Raw genomic sequence first — 15,668 nt, forward strand, 5'->3', positions numbered from 1 at the left:
ATTTCCGTCTTTGAGGCATCAGTCCCTCTCTCAGGACTGTCCCTTATATCCTTGTCTCAGTTTTGGGGTGCACTCCACTTCCTATTGCCTACTGCCCAATCCCTATTCCCTAGGCCGCGGCAGCGGCCAACCCCGCATCCAGCCCCTCGGCGATCTTCACCACATCGGCGGCGGTGATGATCAGCGGCGGCGACAGGATGATGTTGTTGCCGGAGACGCGCAGCATGACGCCTGCCTCGTAAGCGCCGTCCGCGACGGCGGCCATCGTCTTCTTGTCGACAGGCTTCTTGGCGGCGCGGTCCGAAACCAGCTCGAGCGCCGCCATCAAGCCCTGGTAGCGGACGTCGCCGACCAGCTGGTGCTTGGCCTTAAGCGCCTCCAGCGCCTTGCCGAGCTCGACGCCGCGCGCCGCCGCATTCTCGTTGACGGCCAGCCGCTTGGTTTCGGCGAGCGCCGCCAGACCGGCCGCGCAGCCGACCGGATGGCCGGAATAGGTATAGCCATGGCCGATCGCGCCGAAGCTCGTCTTGTCGGCCTCGAAGACATCGGCGACCTTGCCGCCGATCATCGTCGCGCCGAGCGGGAAATAACCCGATGTGATCGCCTTGGCGATGGTCATGAAATCCGGTTTCGTGCTGGAGAGCCGCGAGCCCGACCAGGCGCCGGTGCGGCCGAAGCCGGTCACCACCTCGTCGGCAATCAAGAGGATGTCGTGGCGGTCGCAGATCGCCCGCACCATCGGCATGAAGCTCTCATGCGGGACGATGACGCCGCCGGCGCCGAGCACCGGCTCCATGATGAAGGCGGCGATGGTGTCGGCTCCCTGGAAAGCGATCTCTTCCTCGATCGCCCGCGCGCAAAGCTTCGCCAGCTTCGCCGGGTCGGTCTCGTCGAACGGGTTGCGATAGGCCATGGGCGCCGGCGCATGGAAGACGCCGGGCAAAAGCGGCTCGTAGTTGCGGCGGAAATTGGCGTTGCCGTTGACCGAGGCGCCGCCGAAATGCGTGCCGTGATAGCCCTTCTTCAGCGCCAGGAATTTCGTGCGGTCGGCCTGGCCGCGGATCTTCCAATACTGCCTGGCAACTCGCAGCGCCGTCTCGACCGAATCCGAGCCGCCCGAGGTGAAGAAGGCGCGCACCATGCCCTCGGGCGCGAACCATTCGGTGAGCTCGTAAGCGAGCTCGATCGACGGTCCGGTCGAGGTGCCGCGAAAACCGGAATAATAGGGCAGGGCGTCGAGCTGTGCCGTCATCGCCTTCTTGATCGGATCGCAGCTGTAGCCGAGGTTGACATTCCAGAGGCCACCGACGGCGTCGAGCACCGTGCGGCCCTCGGCATCGGTTACCGAAACGCCTTCGCCTTTCATGATGATCTTCGGCGGGCTTGCCCGCATTTCGGCCGGATGCGCCATCGGATGCCAGATCGGCTTAGCGTTGTTTTCGGTGAGGAAGTTGATGTCACGCATCGGGAGGGTCTCCGTTTTTCCAATCAGGAGAGCGTCAGCCCGAAAGGACTGAGCGCCTCGGCATAGCTTCGCGCCGGCTCTGCGACGTCGAAATGAACGGTGAGCATGCCGGCGGCGACCGCCCCGTCGACATTGCGCTTCTGGTCGTCGACGAAGACGCAGGCCGAAAGCGGCAGCTGCATCGCCTCACCGACCATCGCATAGGCGCGGGCATCGGGCTTGAGGATTTTTGTGTAAGTCGCATCGACGATCGTCTCGAAAAGCGAAAGCAGCGGCAGGCGTTGTCGAAAATCGGCGCCATAGAACAGGTCGAGCTCGTTGGAGAGGATGGCGAGCCGCACGCCGGCTTGATGCGCGATGCGGATCGCACGCTCGGCCTCGGGCCGCACTACCGCCTGCGGATCGGCGCCGCGCGCCCGCTGCACGAAGGTCGACATATCCTGCCAGTCCTCGCCCACCAGTCGGCCGACCTCGTGTGTGCGCGTTCTCCAATAGTCGCGTTCGCTGATCTCGTCGGCCTGCATCGAGCGCCACAGCGCATCGGAAGCCGGATCGAAGGGCCCGCGCCAGTCGAGCGTGCCCGGCTTGAGCCCAAGCGCCTGCTCGGTCAGCGCATGCGTCTCGAACAGCGTGCGCGTGACCACGCCGCCGAAATCGAGCACCAGCGCCTGCGGCTTCACTTCGCTCATGCCGCCTGCCTGCCGGTCACGCCGGGCGGCACGATGCCTTCGGCCACCCAGCGGTCGAAGATCTCCAGCGCCTTGGCGCTGAAGGCGACGTCGTTGATGTGGCCGGAGATCTCATGCAGCTCGGCATTCTCCGGCACGCGCGTTCGCATCTCTTCGACAAAAGCCGACAGCGCCTCAGGTTCGTAGAGCGGCTCGCCTTCCTGGTCCCATTGCTGGATGCCGCCGGCGGGCAGGATGAAGGCCGTCGGACCGGTCGCTGCGGCGAGCTTGTCGCCGATGGCGCGCGCGATCTCCTGGCGCGTTGCGCCGTCGGAAGTCACCGAGGCAAGCAGCCGGTTATGCGCGTGGTACGGCCGCTCGGCGAAGCGCGACGGCACCGCCTGCCAGGTCGGGAAGTCCACCATGTCGATGGCGCCGGGCGCGACGATCTGCGGAATGCCCTGCCGCCCGGCATTCTCCAGCCGGTCGGTGCCCGAATTCACCACCGAGCCGGTGAGCTGGTTGGCGAGCTCCTGCAGGCTGAAGTCGAGCACCGCGACGAAACCCTTCTGCGCCGCGATCGCCTCCAACGCGCGTCCGCCCATGCCGGTGGTGTGGAAGACGATGACCTCATAGCCGCGCTTTTCCAGCTCCGGCTTCAGCGTCACCATATATTGCAGGCAGCTCTTGCCCAGAGAGCTCATGCCGACCTTCGGCCGCGACATGTCGGGTTTGACGACAGCCCGCGCGGCGCCGACGACAGCGCCGCTGGCCTGCGACAGCACTGCCTTGCAGGCGCTGTTGAGCCCGTAGAGGCCGCCGGCCCACAGGATCATCATCAGGTCGGTGGCGATGCGCTCCGGCGGCACGAGATGCGAATAGGCAATCGTCGAGACGACGAATTTGGGCACGCCGAGCGGCAATGCAAGCGCGACGTCGAGCGCAAGGTCGGTGCCCATCGAGCCGCCCAGTGCGATGAAACCCTCGATCTCGCCCTTGTCATGGAGCGAGCGCGCGAGCCGCGAGGCGCCGAGCGCCATCAAGGTCATCGCCGTGTTCTCGTCACCGCTGGCGATGATCGCATCGATCGTCGTGTCGGCGGCCTTGGCCACGGCATGCCGGTCGTGCTCCGGCCTGTAGGGCGGATCGCCAAGCACGCTGACGTCCATCATCACGGCAACGCCGCCGACGGCCTCGATGCGCTCGCGCATGAACAGAAGCTCGTCGGCCTTAGTGTCGCCGGTGCCGATAACCAGGATTCGGCGTTTCTCCTCCACGTCAATCTCCCTGCAGTCTCTTGTTGGTTGTCATGCCCGCTTCTGGCCGGGCAGCCGGCCGAACAGCCGTTCACCGATCTCGCGGCCCGCGGCGGTCACGCCGATGCCGAGCCGCTCGATATCGGCCTTTTGGGTGCGCACTCTTGGCGCCGCCACCGCGATGGCGCCGATGGCGTAACCATCGGTGCCGAGAACCGGCGCGGCGACGCTCATCACGCCTTCCTCGAAACCCTGCGAGCCGATGGAATGCCCGCGCGCGCGGGCGGCGGCGACTTGTTCGGCCAAAGTGTTTGCATCGCCGATGGTGAAGGGCGTGAAGGCCGGCATCGGTCCGGCGAGGATGGCTTCGCGGATGCGCTCCTCCGTGAAAGCCAGGAAGGCGATGCCGGACGCCGTCGCATGCATCGGCAGCACTTCGCCGGGCGGCACGCTGACCCTGTTGGCTTTAGGCGATTCGACCACATGAACGGTGATCAGGCCGCGCCTGGAATATTCCGACAGATGCACCGTCTCGCCGGTCTCGGCGGCCAGCGCATCGACCACCGGCACCGCCATGCGCAGAAAGGGGAACTGCGCCTCGCGCATCAGCGCCAGCCGCGTCAGGCCGGCGCCGAGCCGGTAGAAGCGTGTCGCCTCGTCCTGCTCGACCAGCCCTTGCGCGATGAGCGAAACCAGCAACCGGCGCGTCGTCGCCTTGTCGAAACCGGCGGCCTTGGCGATATCGGCAAGCGCCGCCTCGGGCGCGCCGCTGCCCAACAGCTCCAGCAGCGAAATGGCTTTGGCCACGGTGCTCATCGCGTCTCTGTTCCTCCTCCAGATACTTAACGTGCGAATTAACTTGACAGCAAGTCGATTCCTTTGCAAGTCTAATATCGAAATGCCGTTGCAAATAGTGAAATGAACATCGGACCCGCCAGAAGGTCCTCGGCATCTCAGGGACACTTGGTTTCCGCTAAGCGGAATGGAGGGAAAAATGACGACCATTGAAGCCGGCTCAGCGAACCGGCTAAGGAAGAACAGCCTTGGCGTCGGCGCCATCACCTTCATGGTGATCTCGGCCGCAGCACCCCTTACGGCCGTTGCCGGCGGCACACCGCTCGGCATGCTGATGGGCAACGGCGCCGGCTTTGCCGGCACCTATCTGATCGTGACGCTGCTGCTGCTGCTGTTCGCGGTTGGCTATGTCGCCATGTCGCGCCACATCGGCAATGCCGGCGCCTTCTATGCTTACGCCGCGCGTGGGCTGGGCGGCCTTGCCGGCGGCGCCGTCGCGCTGATCGCGATCCTGTCCTACAACGCCATGCAGATCGGCGTCATGGGCCTGTTGGGAGCGGCCACTTCCGGCCTGTTCGCTGGCTGGGGCATCAACCTGCCCTGGTGGGTGTGGAGCTTCATCGCCATCGCCATCGTCGCCGTGCTCGGCTACCGCCAGGTCGACCTGTCGGCCAAGATCCTGACGGTGCTGGTGCTTGCCGAATATGTCGTCGTGCTGATCCTCGACCTCACCATCCTCAAGACCGGCGGCGACAGCGGCCTGTCGGCGGCGCCCTTCAGCTGGAGCCAGATCACCAGCGGCGCGCCGGCCATCGCCATCCTGTTCTGCTTCGCCGCCTTCATCGGCTTCGAGGCGACGACCATCTATGCCGAGGAGGCGCGCGACCCGAAGGTGACCATCCCGCGCGCCACCTATTTCTCCGTCATCCTGATCGGCCTGTTCTACATGATCACCGCCTGGCTGATGGCGGTTGGCGCCGGCGTCGAAAAGCTCTTGCCGTCGCTGCAGGCCTTGCAGGATCCGACCACCTTCCTGTTCGGTCTCTCCGACCGCTATGCCGGAACACTGCTCACGCACGCCATGAGCATCCTCTTCGTGTCGAGCCTGTTCGCTGGCGTGCTCGCCTTCCACAACGCGGTCGCCCGCTACATCTACGTCGCCGGCCGCGAGAAACTTCTACCGCAGTCGATCGGCGTGACGCATTCGGCGCATCAGAGCCCGCATGTCGCCTCGGTCATCCAGACCGTGCTCGCGGCAATCGTCGTCGGGCTGTTCGCGGTACTTGGCCTCGATCCGGTGCTGGCGCTGTTCTCGTGGCTCACCAACGTCGCCACGCTCGGCGTCATCGTCATGATGGCGGTGGCCTCGCTTGCGGTCGTGATGTACTTCCGCGCCAATCCGTCCAACCAGGAGAACGGGCTGAAGACGACGATCCTGCCAGCGCTGACCTTCATCGCCTTCGTCGTCATCATCTACCTGATCGTCATCAATTTCGGCAGCCTGTCGGGAGCCGGCGGTTTCCTCGGCGTGTTCCTGCCGGCGCTGGTGCTGATCGCCGCCGTGATCGGCCTGCTGCTGGCGGGCGCATTGAGGGGCCGGGATCCGACTGCCTTCGAAAGGCTCGGCCAGCCGCTCGGCGATTGAGGGATAGGCGATTGACGGACAAGGCAGGGCGGCGTCCGCGCCGCCCTACTTTAACGTAGCGGGAGCAGCGGCATGAGCTTTGCCGATGATATCACGGTCGAGGCGCTGGAAGCCGATCCTTATCCGATCTACGCCGAGCTCAGGCGCAGCGCTCCGGTCGCTTTCGTGCCGGCGGTCAACCTGTGGTTCGTCACCCGCTGGAAGGACGTCGAGCTGGTGGCGAAGTCGCCAGAAATCTTCTCCGCCATCGTCAGGGCAGGCGTCTCTCCGGTCGAGCGTTCCTTCGGCAAGCCGACCATCCTCACCACCGACGGCGAGGTCCACAAGAACCTGCGCCAGGGCGTCGACCCGAAATACCGGCCGCGCACCGTCGCCGCCTATGCCGGCGATCTCGTGCGCTCGATTGCCGAACCTTATCTCGATGAGATCGCCAAACGCGGTTCCGCCGAACTGATGGCCGACTATTTCGAGCCGGTGTCGACGCTGAGCCTGGCGCGCTCGCTTGGCCTGATGGACATCGACATGCCGACCTTGCGCCGCTGGTTCTATGGGCTCGCCCAGGGCGCCATCAACTTCGAAAAAGATCCGAAGCGCCAGGAGATCGCCGACACGATCGGCGCCGAGGTCGGTGCCGCCGTCCTGCCGACGCTTGAACGGCTGACCCGCGAGCCGGATGACTCGGCGCTATCGCACATGCTGCATGACGGCATGCCCGAGGGCAAAACCCGCGCGGTCGATTTCCTGATGCCGACCATCAAGGTCATCCTGCTTGGCGGCATGCAGGAACCGGGACACGGCGCCGGCTCCATCCTCGTTGGCCTGCTGACGAACCCGCGACAACTGCGCCAGGTGCTCGACGATCCGGAAACTTTCGTGCCCAAGGCGGTCGACGAGGGCCTGCGCTGGGTGGCGCCGATCGGCACGCAGACGCGCGAAACGACCCGCGCCGTGGAGATTGGCGGCGCGACCATCCCGGCCGGCGCGCCGGTCGCCGCGCTGGTCTCCTCGGCCAGCCGCGACGAAAGCCGCTTCACCGATCCCGACAGCTTCGACATCCATCGCGACGAGGGCAACCACGCCGCCTTCGGCTTCGGCCATCATTTCTGTTCTGGCCGCTTCTTCGCGCGCGAGCAGATGTGCCTTGCGGTGAGATTGCTGCTGGAGCGTTTTCCCGACCTGCGCCTAGTGCCGGGCAAGCAGCCGGTGTTCCGCGGCTGGGAGTTCCGCGCGCCGGCGACACTTCATGTAGAATTTGGAGCAAACTGATAATGATCAACCAGGACACCATCGACACGCTGCGCAAAGCGGAGGTCGGCGCGCGGCGTCTGTTCATCGATGGAAGCCCGGTGGACGCGCAGAGCGGCGTCAGCCTGCAGGTGATCTCGCCGATCGACGGCCGTCCCTTCGCCAGCATCGCCGATGGCGGCGCCGCCGATGTCGACCGCGCCGTCGCCTCGGCGCGCAAGGCGTTCGCCAAAGGCTCCTGGTCGCGCGCCGCCCCCGCCTTTCGCAAGAAGGTGCTGGCGAAATTCGCCGAGCTGGTCGAAAAGTATGCGCTGGAACTGGCCGTGCTCGGCGTGCGCGACAACGGCACCGAAATCGGCATGGCCTACAAGGCCGAGCCGCTCTCCGCGGCCGGCACCATCCGTTACTACGCCGAGGCGATCGACAAGGTCTATGGCGAGATCGCGCCGACGGCCGACAATGTGCTGGGCCTGATCCACAAGGAGCCGCTCGGCGTCGTCGGCGTCATCGTGCCGTGGAATTTCCCGCTGATGATCGGCGCCTGGAAGATCGCGCCGGCCTTGGCCGCCGGCAACGCGATCGTCGTCAAGCCGCCGGAGATCGCCTCGTTGACATTGCTGCGGCTGGCGGAACTCGCCACCGAGGCCGGACTGCCGGAAGGCGTCTTCAATGTCGTCACCGGGCGGGGTACGGTCGCCGGCGAGGCGCTCGGCCTGCACATGGATGTCGACGCCATCGCATTCACTGGCTCCGGCCCGGTCGGCCGCCGCCTGCTCGAATATTCCGCACGCTCCAATTTGAAGCGCGTCTTCCTCGAGCTCGGCGGCAAGTCGCCCAACATCGTCTTCGCCGACGCGCCTGATTTGAAACAGGCGGCGGTGGTCTCGGCCAACGGCATCTTCCGCAATTCCGGACAGGTCTGCGTCGCCGGCTCGCGGCTGCTGGTCCAGGCCTCGGTCTATGACCGCTTCATGGAGGAACTCGTCAAGGCAACCACGAAGCTGAAGGTCGGCGATCCGCTCGATCTCGGCTCCGATGTCGGCGCTGTGTCGAGCGCCGAGCAACTGACCAAGAATCTCGGCTTCGTCGCCAAGGCTACGGAGGAGGGCGCCCGCCTCGTCACCGGTGGCGAGCGCATCCTCACCGAAACCGGCGGCAGCTACATGGCGCCGACGATCTTCGAGAACGTGACCGAGAAAATGCAGCTTACCCGCGAGGAAGTGTTCGGCCCGGTGCTCGGCGTCATGCGCTTCGAAACCGAGGAAGAGGCGATACGGCTCGCCAACGCCACCGTCTATGGCCTTGCCTCGGCCGTGTGGACCTCGAACCTGTCGACCGCGCACCGCATGGTCCGCGCCATCAATGCCGGCGTCGTCCACGTCAACACCTATGGCGGCGCCGACATCACCGTGCCGCTCGGCGGCTTCAAGCAATCCGGCTTCGGTCGCGACAAGTCGCTTCACGCGATCGAGAAATACACCGACCTCAAAACGGCGTGGATCAGTCTCGGCTGACCTCAACGGGTCCCCAGGATGAAATCGGCGCAGCGGTCGCCGATCATGATCGCCGGCGCGTTGGTGTTGCCGCTGGTTAGGCGCGGCATGATCGAGGCATCGGCGATGCGCAGGCGCGGCACGCCGCGCACGCGAAGCTGCGGGTCGACCACCGCCCGATCGCCCGTTCCCATCCGGCAGGTGCCGCAGGGATGATAGACGGTCTTGGCGTGGCGGATGATGTGGTCGGTTATCGCCTCGTCGCCGAGATCATCGGCTTTGCCGGGCGCAAGCTCTTCGGCGACGACTTCGCGCAGCGCCGGCTGGCGCAGGATCGCGCGCGCGACCTTCATGCCGGCGAGCAGCAGGGCAAGGTCGTCGGCATGCGACAGGAAGCCAGTGGTGAAGCGGATCGGATCGCCTGGCTTTGGCGAGCGCAGCCGCACCGAACCGCGCGACTTGGGCCGCAGCACGCACGGGTTCAACTCCATGCCGTGGCGTTCGACCGAGCCGTGCTCGGCGTTCTCAATCATCACCGGCAGCACATGGAACTGTATGTCGGGCCGGCCGTCGCCGTCGGTGTCGAAGAAGCCGCCGCTCTCGACCACGTTGGAGGCGAGCAGGCCGCGCCGGAACAAAAGATATTCGAGGCCGTGCCGCAGCGCCTTGAGGCCGCGATCCTCGCCGAGCAGCGAGACGGGCCTGCGGGTCAGCGCGTAGAGCGGCGCTGCGACATGGTCCTGCAGGTCCTGGCCGACCCCAGGCATGTCGCGGATGACGGGAATCCCCATCTCCGCCAGATGCGCGGCCGGGCCGAGACCGGACAGCATCATCAGCTTTGGCGTGGCGAGCGCGCCAGCGGCAAGGATCACTTCCACCCTGGCCGAGGCTGTATGGTTCTGTCCGTCCGGCGTCGTGTAGGACAGTCCGGTCGCGGCACCGTTCTCAAGCGTCAGTGCCGTCACCAGCGCATCGGTGACGATCTTGAGATTGGCGTTGCCGGCGAGTGGCCGCAAAAACACCTTGGCGGCCGACTGCCTTTCGCCGTTTGCCGTCGTGGTCTGGTAGAAGCCGACGCCCTCCTGCCGTTCGCCGTTGAAGTCGTCATTGAAGCGGTATCCAGCCTGCTGGGCGGCGCGCACATAGGCGAGCGACAGTGGGTGCCGGTAGCGCGGATCGGAGACCGGCAGCGGACCGTCGCTGCCGTGCCGCTCGCCGGCGAGGCGTTCATTGCGCTCCAGCCGTTTGTAGACCGGCAGCACATCGTCCCAGCCCCAGCCCGGGCAGCCGAGATCGCGCCAGCCGTCATAGTCCTCCGGCTGGCCACGGATATAGAGCATGGCGTTGATCGAGGAGCCGCCGCCGAGCGTGCGCCCCTGCGGGATCGGCAGCGAGCGGCCGCCGACGCTTGGCTCCGGCTCCGACTGGTAGATCCAACTGCGCGCCGTGCCGATCACCTTGGCGAAGGTGGCGGGCATGTCGACGAAGCGCGTGTTGTCGGCCGGCCCCGCCTCGACGACGAGCACGCGCTTGCCCGCTGCGACCAGACGGCTCGCCAGCGTGCAGCCGGCCGAGCCGGCGCCGGCGATGATGTAGTCGTAAGCCTCCGTCATCTGGTCAGGCGTAGCGCATGATGGCGGTCTTGGTTTCGAGGTAGCCCTCGATTGCCGCGCGGCCGTGTTCGCGACCGATGCCGGACTGCTTGAAGCCGCCGAAGGGTGCCGCCGGGTCGAGCGTGTTGTGCGAGTTGACCCACACCGTGCCAGCCTTGAGGCCGTGGATCGCCGTCATCGCCTTGCCCATGTCGCGGGTCCAGATCGAGGCCGAAAGGCCATAGCGCGTGTCGTTGGCGACGCGGATCGCCTCGTCAAGATCGGCGACCGGCATCGCCGCCACGACGGGGCCGAACACCTCCTCGCGCACGATCTCCATATCCGCCTTCACATGATGCAGGATGGTCGGCGCCACATAGTGACCTTTCGCCGGCACCGGCCGCGCGCCGCTCACCCGTTCGACCCCGGCTGCCAGACTGCGCTCGACGAAGCCTTGCACGCTGTTGCGGTGCTTGGCCGAGACCAGCGGATTGATCTGCGCGTCCGCATCGCGGCCGGCGCCCATCGTCATGCCGTCGGCGATCTCGGCGAGACGCGCCAGTGTGCGGTCATAGATCGGCTTCTCGATCAGAAGCCGCGCCGCCGAGGTGCAGACCTGGCCCTGGTTGAAGAACATGCCGAGCCCGGCGAGCAGCGGCTCGATGCCGTCCTCCATGTCGGCAAGCAGGATCATCGGCGATTTGGAGCCGAGCTCCAGGGTAAAGCGGGCCACGCGGTCGACGGCGGCGTGGCCGATGCGCTTTCCCACTTCCGTCGAGCCGGTGAAGGTCAGCTTGTCGATGCCGGGATGCCGGATCAGCGCCTCGCCGGTCACGCTGCCGCTGCCGGTGACGATGTTGACGACGCCGGGCGGGAAGCCGGCAGCCTCGATCAGCTCGGCAAGCCTGAGCAGGCCGAGCGGCGTTTCCTGCGGCGGCTTCAGCACGATCGTGCAGCCGCAGGCCAGCGCCGGCGCGATCTTCCACATGCCGATCAGCAACGGAAAATTCCACGGCACGATGGCGCCCACGACGCCGACCGGCTCCATCACCGTCATCGCGTGGTGCTTGGCGCCTGGCGGCACCGGAATGGAAACCTGGAAGGTCGAACCTTCGATCTTGGTCGCCCAGCCGGCATAATAGCGCAGCCAGTCGACGGTGCCGCCGGCGCTCAGCATGCGCGCGACACCCAGCGACTTGCCGTTCTCGATGCTCTCGACCTCGGCCAGAAGGCCGGCATCGGCCTCGATAGCGTCGGCAAGCTTCAGCATCAGGTTCTGGCGGTCGACAGGCCGCATCGAGGCCCATGGCCCCTCGAGCGCCGCGCGCGCCGCACGCACCGCCTGGTCGACGAGTTCGGGGCCGCTCTCCGGCACATAGGCGACGACCTCGCCGGAAGCGGAATCATCGACAGCCAGCCCTTCGCCGGCGAGACCATCGACGAAACGTCCATTGATGAAGGGCCGATGCGGCCGCGACAGGAATGCGGCGGCAGCCGCGCTGATCGGCGGCACGGTTCTCTCGTTCACGCCATCCTCCTCGATGCTGATGAACATTTTTGCCGAGGGTTATGGAGCGCGCCGGCGACGTTCAAGCCGGCGCGGCCGCGAGTGCGCTCTCAGTCAAAACAAAGTTCCCGCTCGGACAAGACGCCTCGCTCGAGGCCAATCAAGATCGCGGGATGAGATCGGCCACGCCGGCACGTCTCCGTGGTCCTGGAAGGTGAAGACGATTTGAGCGCGGTTCTCGGCAATCCGATGGTCACCACGGCTGCGCTACCGCTGCTGCTCGGCATCACGCTGGCGCTCGCTGCGCGCTTTGCCGTGCCGGCCGCATCGCCGGTGGTCACGCTATTCTGGGCGGCGCTGCTGCTGTTCTTCTACTGGGACACGCTCGGGCCACCGGCCGTGCCGCCGGTCGCGGCCAGTCAGAAGCTGATCTATCTCGCCTTCGCCGGTATCGTCATCGGCCTGCCGCCTGGGCGGGTGCTCGGCCGTGCAACGAGTTTTGTCGCCGCCATCGCTTTTGCGGCTGCCTTCCTGTGGCTCGGTTGGCGGCGGCTGGCCGGCGGCTCGCTTGACCTGCAGATGATTGCCGCGCTGGCTGTCGGCCTATTGGCGCTGATCGGCGCCGCGCTGCTCATCGGACGGCAGCCTTCGCCGTCGCCCTCGGCGGAAGAGCCGTTCCTGGCACCGGCGGCGGTGCTCGCTTTGTCGTTCTCCGGCGCCATCGTCTCGGTGCTCGGCGCATCGATCGTCACCGGGCAATTGCTAGGCTCGATCGCCGCGCTGATCGGCGGCTGGTGCCTCGTGCAGTATCTCGCGGTATTGCGCGGCGGCGCGGCCGCTTCGTGGAGCAAGGGCGTCGAATTCCTGCTGCTCTACGCCTCGGCCACGGTGCTGATCCAGGTGGCGCTGCTCGCGCCCAAGGCCAATCCCGCGGCGCTCATCCTGTCATCCCTGCCGCCGGTCGTTGCCGTGCTTATGCGCGGCCCGATGCAAGGCCTGCTTCCCGGCACGCGGCCCCTGCGGCCGCTCGTTGCCGGCATCCTGATCGCCGCTCCGGCGATTCTGGCCATCATGACGGCGATCGTCTGGGCGCCGCATGGGGCCGCCCTCGGCTTTTCCTGAGCCGGGTCCAAAGCAACCAACAACAGGGAGAAACATGTGAGGACGAGAAAACTGATTGCGGCGCTCGCTTTCGCCGGCGCATCCATGCTGGCCGTGGCGGCTCATGCCGACAATTACGAGATCGACGGCCAGCACGCCTGGGTCACCTTCACCGTCAAGCACGGCATCTACGGCATCGCCCATGGCCAGTTCGACGGCGTCAAGGGCACGATCGCGTTGGACAAGGCCGATGTCAGCAAAAGCAGCGTCAAGGCCGAGCTCGATGTCGGTTCGATCCATACCGCCTTCGACCAGCGCGACAGCGATCTGAAAGGGCCCGACTTCTTCAACGCCGCCGAGTTCCCGACGATCAGCTTCGAAAGCACCAAGGTCGAGAAGGTCGACGACAAGACCGGCAAGGTCACCGGCAATCTCACCATCAGCGGCGTCAGCAAGGAAGTGACGCTCGACGTGAAGCTGCTCAACGAAGCGCCGGCGCCATGGGACGCGACGTTGACCAAGGCGGCTTTCAGCGCCACCGGCAAGGTCAGCACCGCGGACTTCCCGATGGCCAAGGCCGCCGACGGGTTCGGCCTAGGGCCTGAGGTCGAGATCGTCATCGATCTCGAGGCGATCAAGAAATAGGCCGCCGCTAGCCAAACGCATGATGCCGCGCGGCAAAGGTCGCGCGGCATCCCAGAAGAACGCAGGAGTGCGCTCTCAGTCAAAACAAAGTTCCCGCTCGGACAAGACGAAAAAGGGCAGCCGTCGCACACTCCAAATCAACGATCGGCAGCATTTGGGCCTCGCGCCCGCAAGGACGGCAGGATGAGATTTTCCGGCAAGACGGCCTTCATCACCGGCGGCGGCACCGGCATCGGCGCGGCTGTCGCCCGGCGCATGGCCGCCGACGGCGCCAAGGTCGTGCTGATGGGCCGGCGGCGCGAGCCGCTCGAGGCCGTGACCAGGGACATTGGCGGGCTGGTCGTGCAGGGCGACGCCGCCGATGCCAAGGCGGTGCGCGCCGCCCTTGCCGAGGTCCACGAGAAGATCGGCCCGGTCGATATCCTCGTCGCCAATGCCGGTGGCCATGGCGTCGGCCCGACTGTGACAATGAGCGACGAGACCTGGGCGCTGGCGACGCGCACCAATCTCGACACCGCTTTTGTCTGCGCCCGCGAATGCCTGCCGGATCTGATCGCGCAGAAGGGCAACATCGTCGTCATCGCATCGATCGCCGGCCTGTTCGCCGGGCCGGCGGCGGCGGGCTACGTCACCATGAAGCATGCCTGCGTCGGCTTCGGCAAATCGCTGGCGCGCGACTATGGCCGCCAGGGCGTGCGCACCAACATCATCTGCCCCGGCTGGGTGGCGACGGCCATGGCCGACGAGCAGATGCAGGTGGTCGTCGACAAGCATGGGCTTGGCTCCATCGAGGAAGCCTACAGGCTTGTCACCAAGGACGTGCCGCTCGGCCGGCCGGCGACCCCGGAGGAAGTATCCAACGTCATCTGCTTCGTCGCTTCGAGCGAGGCGGCGATGATGAACGGTTCGATCCTGACCGTCGATGGCGGCGCGACCGTCGTCGACTTGCCCACACTTGCTTTTGTCGATTGATTTGGAGATGGCGATGAACGACCAGAACAGACCCGCCGACTGGAAGCATTTCGACGACTTCGCCGCCGGCATCGCCACCAACCGGCTGCCGACGACCGACGCATTGCGCGGCCAGACGTTCAAGATCACGCTGAAGACCGGCCGCACCATCGATTTGGCCTTCACCGCCGCCGACACCGTGGCCTGGAGCGAAGGCGCAGAGGCCGGCGCCGACTGGTACGAGGCGCTGGAAGTCGCGCCTGGCATCTTCTTCATCAACATGACCTTTGCCGCGAGGCCGGCCGAGGACGAAGCCTTCATCGTCGACACCAGGACGCGGCGCGTGCTGTCGGTGCGCGAGCGGGTGCGCGAGCCCGGTGAAGCGCCCGGCGAGCCGCGCGTGGCGCAGACCTATTCCGCCGGCGTGCTGGGCGATCCCGCCGTGCCGCCGACCGGCCGCGAGCCGGCGCCGACGCGCGACCTGATCGGCCTGACCGCGCACTACACCTACAGCCCCAACCACGTTTACGAACATATTTACTTGAGCTCGCAGCGCTATGCCTGGCAGAATCTCGTCGGCGTCCAGCGCGGCCATGGCGACGTCGATCTCGCCACCACGTGGAAGTTCGCCGAGAACCTTTATGTCTTCGGCTTCCGCGAGTTCATCATCCCGGTCGCCTCACTGTTCTTCTACAACTGGGACACGATGCGCTCGACCGGCAAATTCCTCGGCGTGACCAGCCAGGGCAAGGTCGAGAACAAGCCCGCCGGCGCCTTCATCGAGAAGAAATCCAGGGCCGTGTACGACCACGGCCAGGAACCGGTCTGAGCGTTGGGATCAGCATCATGGGCAACAGCAATTACGACGCCATCAAGGCCCACTATGCCGGCTCCGACGCCAAGGATCTGGCGGCGATGATGGCGCCGATCACCGAAAGCACCGCCTGGACCGAGATGGCCGGCTTTCCCTATGCCGGCACCTATGTCGGTCCCGATGCGGTCATCGCCGGTGTCTTCAAGCGCATCGGCGAGGACTGGGACGGCTATACTTTCGCGCTGGAGAAACTGGTCGACGGTGGCTCGACCATCGTCGGCATTGGCACCTATTCGGGCACCTACAGGAAGACCGGCAAGCCGATGACGGCGCGCGTCGTCCATGTCTGGGAGATGCGCGATGGCAAGGCCGTGAGTTTCGAGCAGTTCACCGACACCAGGCTGGTCGCGGCCGCGATGGGCTGAGGAGGCATCGGCGTGAGTGAAATGCGGGCTCGCCTTGGGAGGGTTGGTCCGATGAAAACCTGGGAG

Annotated in this window: 14 protein-coding genes; 8 read left to right on the forward strand and 6 right to left on the reverse strand. The window is 66.0% G+C overall.

Annotation, left to right across the window (positions count from 1 at the left end; translation table 11 throughout):
• Positions 1-109: 109 nt before the first annotated feature.
• The 4 genes from LB572_RS32795 to LB572_RS32810 are packed head-to-tail and all read right to left on the reverse strand — an operon-like array spanning position 110 to position 4,205.
• Complete coding sequence (locus LB572_RS32795; RefSeq protein ID WP_224670698.1) at positions 110-1,465, reverse strand: aminotransferase class III-fold pyridoxal phosphate-dependent enzyme; 1,356 nt, start codon at positions 1,463-1,465, stop codon at positions 110-112.
• Between the two features lie 23 nt (positions 1,466-1,488).
• Positions 1,489-2,154, reverse strand: a complete 666-nt coding sequence (locus LB572_RS32800) for an HAD-IA family hydrolase (protein ID WP_140805080.1) — start codon at positions 2,152-2,154, stop codon at positions 1,489-1,491.
• A complete protein-coding gene (locus LB572_RS32805) occupies positions 2,151-3,410 on the reverse strand; it encodes a Tm-1-like ATP-binding domain-containing protein (RefSeq protein WP_224670699.1) in 1,260 nt (419 codons plus the stop codon). The genes LB572_RS32800 and LB572_RS32805 overlap by 4 nt, the downstream gene beginning before the upstream one ends.
• Before the next feature lie 30 nt (positions 3,411-3,440).
• The gene (locus LB572_RS32810; protein ID WP_140805078.1) at positions 3,441-4,205 is read right to left on the reverse strand and encodes an IclR family transcriptional regulator; all 765 of its coding nucleotides are present in this window, start codon (positions 4,203-4,205) and stop codon (positions 3,441-3,443) included.
• 178 nt (positions 4,206-4,383) lie between these two features.
• On the opposite strand from LB572_RS32810, the gene LB572_RS32815 reads away from it, so the two are divergent.
• The 3 genes from LB572_RS32815 (at position 4,384) to LB572_RS32825 (ending at position 8,588) form a co-directional block, all read left to right on the forward strand.
• Entirely contained in the window at positions 4,384-5,829 is a 1,446-nt protein-coding gene (locus LB572_RS32815) for an APC family permease (RefSeq protein ID WP_224670700.1), read from the forward strand.
• Positions 5,830-5,901: 72 nt separating this feature from the next.
• Positions 5,902-7,095 (forward strand): cytochrome P450, encoded by a 1,194-nt coding sequence (locus LB572_RS32820; protein ID WP_140805075.1) that lies wholly within the window; start codon positions 5,902-5,904, stop codon positions 7,093-7,095.
• Positions 7,096-7,097: 2 nt separating this feature from the next.
• Positions 7,098-8,588, forward strand: a complete 1,491-nt coding sequence (locus LB572_RS32825) for an aldehyde dehydrogenase (RefSeq protein WP_224670701.1) — start codon at positions 7,098-7,100, stop codon at positions 8,586-8,588.
• A 2-nt stretch (positions 8,589-8,590) separates the two neighbouring features.
• On the opposite strand, the gene LB572_RS32830 is transcribed toward LB572_RS32825, so the two are convergent.
• Entirely contained in the window at positions 8,591-10,180 is a 1,590-nt protein-coding gene (locus LB572_RS32830) for a GMC family oxidoreductase (protein WP_224670702.1), read from the reverse strand.
• A 4-nt stretch (positions 10,181-10,184) separates the two neighbouring features.
• A complete protein-coding gene (locus tag LB572_RS32835; protein ID WP_224670703.1) occupies positions 10,185-11,687 on the reverse strand; it encodes an aldehyde dehydrogenase family protein in 1,503 nt (500 codons plus the stop codon).
• 204 nt (positions 11,688-11,891) lie between these two features.
• Between LB572_RS32835 and LB572_RS32840 the strand changes: the two genes are divergently transcribed.
• From LB572_RS32840 to LB572_RS32860, 5 genes are all read left to right on the forward strand, one after another.
• The gene (locus LB572_RS32840) at positions 11,892-12,788 is read left to right on the forward strand and encodes a hypothetical protein (protein ID WP_224670704.1); all 897 of its coding nucleotides are present in this window, start codon (positions 11,892-11,894) and stop codon (positions 12,786-12,788) included.
• A 36-nt stretch (positions 12,789-12,824) separates the two neighbouring features.
• Positions 12,825-13,412: a YceI family protein gene (locus LB572_RS32845; protein WP_224670705.1), complete on the forward strand. Its 588-nt coding sequence runs from the start codon at positions 12,825-12,827 to the stop codon at positions 13,410-13,412.
• Between the two features lie 183 nt (positions 13,413-13,595).
• Entirely contained in the window at positions 13,596-14,384 is a 789-nt protein-coding gene (locus tag LB572_RS32850; protein ID WP_140805065.1) for an SDR family NAD(P)-dependent oxidoreductase, read from the forward strand.
• A gap of 13 nt (positions 14,385-14,397) precedes the next feature.
• Positions 14,398-15,192, forward strand: coding sequence for a MoaF C-terminal domain-containing protein (locus tag LB572_RS32855; RefSeq protein WP_224670706.1), 795 nt, complete (start codon positions 14,398-14,400; stop codon positions 15,190-15,192).
• Positions 15,193-15,209: 17 nt separating this feature from the next.
• Entirely contained in the window at positions 15,210-15,602 is a 393-nt protein-coding gene (locus tag LB572_RS32860; protein WP_140805061.1) for a nuclear transport factor 2 family protein, read from the forward strand.
• Positions 15,603-15,668: the final 66 nt, after the last annotated feature.

The organism is Mesorhizobium sp. BH1-1-5, assembly GCF_020165615.1.
GTDB lineage: Bacteria > Pseudomonadota > Alphaproteobacteria > Rhizobiales > Rhizobiaceae > Mesorhizobium.

What these genes read in the sequence shown, in the direction of transcription:
- LB572_RS32830 (WP_224670702.1), bottom strand. Translation starts at nt 10,180, where the DNA reads ATGACGGAGGCTTACGACTACATCATCGCCGGCGCCGGCTCGGCCGGC.
- LB572_RS32825 (WP_224670701.1), top strand. Translation starts at nt 7,098, where the DNA reads ATGATCAACCAGGACACCATCGACACGCTGCGCAAAGCGGAGGTCGGC.
- LB572_RS32820 (WP_140805075.1), top strand. Translation starts at nt 5,902, where the DNA reads ATGAGCTTTGCCGATGATATCACGGTCGAGGCGCTGGAAGCCGATCCT.
- LB572_RS32850 (WP_140805065.1), top strand. Translation starts at nt 13,596, where the DNA reads ATGAGATTTTCCGGCAAGACGGCCTTCATCACCGGCGGCGGCACCGGC.
- LB572_RS32860 (WP_140805061.1), top strand. Translation starts at nt 15,210, where the DNA reads ATGGGCAACAGCAATTACGACGCCATCAAGGCCCACTATGCCGGCTCC.
- LB572_RS32810 (WP_140805078.1), bottom strand. Translation starts at nt 4,205, where the DNA reads ATGAGCACCGTGGCCAAAGCCATTTCGCTGCTGGAGCTGTTGGGCAGC.
- LB572_RS32800 (WP_140805080.1), bottom strand. Translation starts at nt 2,154, where the DNA reads ATGAGCGAAGTGAAGCCGCAGGCGCTGGTGCTCGATTTCGGCGGCGTG.
- LB572_RS32795 (WP_224670698.1), bottom strand. Translation starts at nt 1,465, where the DNA reads ATGCGTGACATCAACTTCCTCACCGAAAACAACGCTAAGCCGATCTGG.
- LB572_RS32815 (WP_224670700.1), top strand. Translation starts at nt 4,384, where the DNA reads ATGACGACCATTGAAGCCGGCTCAGCGAACCGGCTAAGGAAGAACAGC.
- LB572_RS32855 (WP_224670706.1), top strand. Translation starts at nt 14,398, where the DNA reads ATGAACGACCAGAACAGACCCGCCGACTGGAAGCATTTCGACGACTTC.